The organism is Priestia sp. 179-F W1.4 NHS, from assembly GCF_045369295.1.
Taxonomy (GTDB): domain Bacteria; phylum Bacillota; class Bacilli; order Bacillales; family Bacillaceae_H; genus Priestia; species Priestia zanthoxyli.
Genome location: NZ_JBIQFF010000041.1, coordinates 1 through 4994, shown reverse-complemented (window position 1 = coordinate 4994; position 4994 = coordinate 1). Strand labels below are relative to the sequence as shown.

Here is a 4994-nt window from a genome sequence, read left to right as displayed (position 1 = left end):
GACAGGCTTTGCAATCTAACCTGATGCCTTGCTATCAGCACTTTCAATACACGCCCTTATAGGCGCACCAACTCTTCGCCTAGTATGCCAAATTCCTGTTGTAACATCTCTTTTGAAGAAAGAGCGAGTTCCTTTATGGAGTGAATGCCCAAACGATTTAAGCGCCTTTCCGTAGCAGACGATATTCCCCAGAAATCCTTCATCGGGTGAATGGACCACAACTTAAAGGGAATATCCTTATATCGCCAATAGGCAACTCCTGTGGGGCTATTCTTGGCTTCATGATCTAAGCTCACCTTCGCCAGTAAGAGATTCGGACCGATACCTGCGGTAGCTGTCAGCCGTGTCTTGCGATAAATCTCGTTGATGATTTTATGGGCCAGTTCTTCTGGTGTTTGAGCGAATAAATGCAAAGAAGCTGTCGCATCAATAAACAACTCATCAATGCTATACGCATGAAAGTCTTCAGGAGCCACATACTGTAACACCAAACTAGAAATATAGTTCGAAGCCTTGATATATCTCTCCATGGATGGATTCACCACATGGATATCTTTCCTTTTAGGAATGTCAAAAAGACGACTGCCTGTTTTGATCCCTTCTTTCTTTAATAAAGGTGTGGCAGCTAGCACAACCGAGCCTGACCTTTTGACATCTCCTACCACCGCAAGCCTTGTTTTCAACGGATCTAACCCCCGTATAACAGAGGAAACCGAGGCAAAAAACGATTTCATGTCTATACAAATAATGATTCTGTTTGGTAGCTGCCCATCATCCATTAAAAGAACTCCTTAAAAAAAGAACGTTTGTTCTCTATATTATATACGAACAAACGTTCTTTATTCAACAAAAACTCTAAAGTTTTCCCGATTATTGCTATTACTTATATGGAGTCTATTGCTACACTTTAACTATATAAAGTATTAGTAATTCTGGGTCTTTATTTTTCTTCTAAAACTACTCTACCCCTAGATACAATATATTTTATAGCTGAAAAATTTTATTCTTCATGTTCAAATCGGATTTAATTTATTGAACATAAGTGGGTTTAGAAGATTACATAAAAGGTACGAAAGAATTAGATAGAGATGAATAAACTACAGAATTAATACTAGGAAGGAAAAGAAAAAAATGAAGAAGCTTTCACCTGATACTAAAATCTTAGAAACACAACAATCCATTTCAGATTTTTGGGCATGGGGATTTTCAGATCTTCTAATGAACTCGTTAAGAGGGATATTCTCAGAATTTCTTGTAGGAAGTGCTTTAGGGGTCTTACAAACCCTACGTATTGAATGGGACACTCATGATTTAGTTTACAAGGACAAAAAAATTGAAGTAAAATCAGCTGCTTACATACAGAGCTGGCACGCAGGAAAATACTCGAAAATTAATTTTGGTATTGAGGCTAAGAAATCTTATAATTACACTACCAATAAATATGATGCGTATGCTGTACGTCATGCCGATATTTATGCGTTTTGCCTCTTGAAAGAAAAGGATGCAAATCAAATTGATGTGTTAAATATGGAGCAATGGCATTTTTATATTTTGCCAACTCAAACTTTAAACAACCTTTATTCCCAGCAAAAAAGAATTTCTTTAAGCTCTTTAGAGAAAATTAGTCAGCTGGTGCTATATCATAAGATTAAAGAAAGTATAGACACCATAATTTAGAATAGAACTACTAACTAAACAGGAGGGATAGGATCTGAGTAAGTCAAGAGAGAAGAAAGCCATAAACTTTTATATACCAAGTAAAGGACCTGAAAATTGGGGAGAATTATTAGTAAATAAGATTGAGCAGTTTAAATCAGGGTATTCCGCAAGAACGCTCGCATGTTGCTGGGAGAACCAACAGGGGTTTCCACCAGAGGTCAAATCAACATTTCTCGATTCTAATATTGAATTATTTAAAAATGTTGAATTACTTTTAGGGTTACCAGAGTATAAGGTTAGTTTACCGGGTGGCAGTCGTGCTTCACAAAACGATATCTTTGTTTTAGCAAAAGGACTCTTACAAGAGCAACTGATTACAATTGCTGTTGAGGGAAAAGTGAATGAGGATTTCGGTAGAACAATTGGTAAAAGACTTGGACTAGAACCTAGTAGTGGCTTAAGAAAAAGAGTTCAATTTCTAATCGAAACGCTTGGATTAGAAAGTTTTTCTGCCGTAGATATTTCTGGACTTAGATATCAATTATTACATAGATCAGTTTCAGCAATCCTTCTTGCTAAAAAATTCGTGGCCCCTAATACTCTTATGTTAATTCATTCTTTTAGTGAAATTGATAAAGGGTTTGTAGATTATGAAAAGTTTAGCTTTCTTTTTGGCTTAAAAGCTGTAAAAAATCAGATAATAGGCCCTATTCATCTTAATGGAATTGATCTATATTTTGGGTGGGTTCAGGGAGATCAAAAGTTTTTAACATATTAATTTTTAGAGTGAATGATATTGAAAAGTAAATAATGAGTTTGCATTTAATAGTTAAACAAATTGTACCGATCAAAGTTAAGAAGCCGTCGCTGATCTCAGCAAAGGCTTCTTTTGTATCTTCAATCACTTGTACTAATGCAATAATATTAGTGATTTTATTGTATTTAATTCTATTTTAACGAAGTTTATAAATAAAAAACTACGGATTTTCCCCGATATTCTATGGGTGGAAAGGCCGTTAAATCACCCTTAAGATTGCTTGTGGTTGTACCTATAGAATTGGACACACTCTGTTATAGCTTAATTAATGGCCTCAAGGGCTTGTTTCAAATAATCCATTTCAGAGGTTATATCGTCTATCTGTTGGTTTAACTGACATACTTTATCAAGAGTATGCTGTGCATCTAATAAATTAATTTCCAACATCAAAAGGCTTGTTTCATTCTTAAGTTCCAATCTCTTTGCAAACAATATCTCGTGTTTTTTTATAATTTCGGATTTTAAATTCTTAATATCGTTTTCTTTCATACTTTCACCTCACTACTATAAATTACATCTTGATATACGATTTATTTTTATTTATAGAATATGGACTATAACGATGAATATTTTTGTGGAAACCTTAAGAATACTTTGACCTAATCTAATCCAACTATTCACAACTTTCTTCATAGAGACACCTTCTTAAAATTTTGTATATGTTTTTCTTTTTTACAGAAGTATGCGTGCTGGATACTATTACATCTATAATCATACTAAATTATTCGTAATTATTTTTAGTTATAGTAAAATCAAGAATGGTGTAATTTGAAAGGAGATCTATAAAATGAATAAAAACATCTATACCGACGGTAAACGTTATGGCAAGGAAGAAATACACCCTGCAATTGTTGAATTTATGAGACAAAAAGGTGGCGAAGTGTCTCATAAAGATATTTCAGATTTTATCTTCAATAGGTTTGGAATTCGCTTTGGTGAAATTCATCACGTCATGTGGAAATTACGTCAAAACGATAGTCGTGTAATTAAGGGTCGTCCTGGTTACTCAAGAGTAGTAGTATAATAGGGAGTATTCGGAAAAATTTAGAATAGTAATAAAGTGATGGCAGGCCGTCATCACTTTTCATTGATCTCAACATAAGATTAAGATGATTGACTCTTTATTGCTTTAGATTTGATAACTGTTTTTTAAAGGACGAGTTATTTTGTCATTAAATAATGATAAATCTACAATTAAAAATGAATACAATAAACACCCTCAAGTTCAACAGTACAGAGAACTTGAGGGTATTAGGGAATATTTGAACAATTAACTATCATACAAAAATACCACGATAGGAAAAAAACAATGTCCATCATCTAGTAAGCGTGATTGAAGGACGGATGTTATTATACTGAATTCTAAAATTGAAAAAAGAAGGGGAAAACCCTTCTCTTTTTACTGTATAACCCTCTATACTTAGATACTCTTTTTCATGCTGCATTCCTGGCATTCACATAAAAAAACGCCAATTTTTATAGAACTTTTGAAGTGAGGCTAAACAACAATTGTCACACCGCCCACTTACCTTACTACCAATACATAAATCATATAATGTTGAACTCTAGATTTTCTTGTTGTATATACTGGGCATCATACTCTCTAGATTTTAGCTCCGGTCACCACCTTTTGTGGTTGACCCTGTAATAGCTCTTTTTGTATATCCCGAATTTTCTAGTTGTTCCTCAAGAGTATTAACCTTCTCTTCCAACTTTTGAATTCGTGCTAATAACTCTAAAATGATTGAATCGTTACCCATATTATTATCTCCTCCTAAAAGAATCCTCTTTCTACTCACTTCATTATACGGATGCTCAGCCTTATAAATAAGGGTTAGTCGGCCAAAATTATGTCACAACTAACAACAACTGTAACTTACTCTTATACTTTGGAAAACAATGGTTAATGTTACTCGACTCGGATATCTGGATCCCATGCTGTATGCTCCATGTAGTGCGTTATTTCAGGGTATAGTATAGTAACATCATTTAATGCCATAAATAAATAGTTTGCAAATATTTTTGTATGTTTGTTTTTATTATCAGCAGGTATAAAAACGTGTTTAAAGGAACTATTTCCTTTTTTGGGTGTATTGATAATATTTTCGGCCGAATTTATCTAATTCTTCATAAAGAAACAACCCATCATCTAAACTAAGTATCATGTTATGTCGAAATTCACTTTTAAGTTTTTTGGAATACCTTTCTATTACTGTTTTTGCTTTGTTGGTAGTAGATGTATTAAAATTAATTTTTTCATAAGTTAAAAATGTCTATATGTTATCTTCATGATGTGTATTTGGATTTAAATTATAATTTTTTATTTTTCTTAAGTTATAATTATACTTTTCTAAAATATGTATTAATTCTTCTTATATTTTTACATCACTTATATGTTTCTTTATATTATTTATCTCCTATAAAAATTTAAAACATAAATTTTTTGTGATTTATGTTTTAAATTTGAGGTTTGGTAATCTACATTTAATAAATGACAGCACATTATTAGGATTTATAG

6 protein-coding genes and 1 pseudogene are annotated in these 4994 nt (G+C 32.8%); 3 read left to right on the top strand and 4 right to left on the bottom strand.

Annotation, left to right across the window (positions count from 1 at the left end; genetic code table 11):
- Nucleotides 1-68 precede the first annotated feature (68 nt).
- Nucleotides 69-779 (bottom strand): annotated as a pseudogene (locus tag ACH0CI_RS27965) (Y-family DNA polymerase); the annotation flags it as partial.
- Nucleotides 780-1131: 352 nt separating this feature from the next.
- On the opposite strand from ACH0CI_RS27965, the gene ACH0CI_RS27960 reads away from it, so the two are divergent.
- Complete coding sequence (locus ACH0CI_RS27960) at nt 1132-1677, top strand: hypothetical protein (protein ID WP_406902634.1); 546 nt, start codon at nt 1132-1134, stop codon at nt 1675-1677.
- 34 nt (nt 1678-1711) lie between these two features.
- A complete protein-coding gene (locus tag ACH0CI_RS27955) occupies nt 1712-2437 on the top strand; it encodes a DUF6946 family protein (protein ID WP_406902635.1) in 726 nt (241 codons plus the stop codon).
- A gap of 300 nt (nt 2438-2737) precedes the next feature.
- Here the strand turns inward: ACH0CI_RS27955 and ACH0CI_RS27950 are convergent, their stop codons facing one another.
- Nucleotides 2738-2965 carry a hypothetical protein gene (locus ACH0CI_RS27950; protein WP_406902633.1) on the bottom strand — a complete coding sequence of 76 codons (228 nt, stop codon included), beginning with the start codon at nt 2963-2965 and terminating at the stop codon, nt 2738-2740.
- 298 nt (nt 2966-3263) lie between these two features.
- On the opposite strand from ACH0CI_RS27950, the gene ACH0CI_RS27945 reads away from it, so the two are divergent.
- The gene (locus ACH0CI_RS27945) at nt 3264-3500 is read left to right on the top strand and encodes a hypothetical protein (protein WP_224980653.1); all 237 of its coding nucleotides are present in this window, start codon (nt 3264-3266) and stop codon (nt 3498-3500) included.
- A 396-nt stretch (nt 3501-3896) separates the two neighbouring features.
- Here ACH0CI_RS27945 and ACH0CI_RS28290 read toward each other — a convergent pair whose 3' ends face one another.
- Both ACH0CI_RS28290 and ACH0CI_RS27940 read right to left on the bottom strand, forming a co-directional pair.
- Nucleotides 3897-3950, bottom strand: coding sequence for a hypothetical protein (locus ACH0CI_RS28290; protein WP_483880020.1), 54 nt, complete (start codon nt 3948-3950; stop codon nt 3897-3899).
- A 136-nt stretch (nt 3951-4086) separates the two neighbouring features.
- The gene (locus ACH0CI_RS27940; RefSeq protein ID WP_224980654.1) at nt 4087-4236 is read right to left on the bottom strand and encodes a hypothetical protein; all 150 of its coding nucleotides are present in this window, start codon (nt 4234-4236) and stop codon (nt 4087-4089) included.
- Nucleotides 4237-4994 lie beyond the last annotated feature (758 nt).